The organism is Vibrio sp. 1078-1, from assembly GCF_033340475.1.
On record NZ_JAWOWM010000471.1, the window covers coordinates 1 to 644 of the forward strand.

General features: G+C 47.5%; 1 protein-coding gene. It reads left to right on the forward strand.

Going from position 1 to position 644, the window contains the following annotated elements:
* On the forward strand, window positions 1–644 hold a 644-nt coding region (locus R7190_RS28245; protein ID WP_318137977.1), incomplete at both ends, for an ATP-binding cassette domain-containing protein.

A 644-nucleotide genomic window follows, 5' to 3' on the forward strand; every position in this document is an offset into this window, starting at 1 on the left:
AAGGCAGAAATCGACAAACGTGTTGAACACGCAGCAGAAATCCTACAACTGGGTCACTTGCTTGAGCGTCAACCGAAAGCACTTTCAGGTGGTCAGCGTCAACGTGTGGCTATCGGCCGTACACTAGTATCGCAACCAAACGTATTCCTTCTAGATGAACCTTTGTCTAACCTAGATGCCGCGCTACGTGTAAACATGCGTGCGCAAATTACCAAACTACAACGTCAACTTGGCTGCACCATGATCTACGTTACACACGATCAGGTGGAAGCAATGACCATGGCGGATAAAATCGTCGTACGAGATGGTGGTTACGTCTCTCAAGTTGGCAAACCTCTTGAACTTTACCACTACCCACAGAACCGCTTTGTGGCTGGTTTCATCGGTTCTCCAAAAATGAACTTCATGAGCGTGTTCATCGATGAAGTAGAATCAGAACGCGTTAAAGTTCAACTATCTAACGGCGTATCATTCTGGATTCCTGTAGATGGTACAACCGTTAACCGTGGCGACCGCATGTCTTTGGGTATTCGCCCAGAGCACCTACTTTCTGCAACCGAAGCTGACGCAACCATTCACGGTGAAGTGATGATCGTAGAGAAGCTTGGTAACGAAACTCAGGTATACCTAAACCTAGAAGGCGC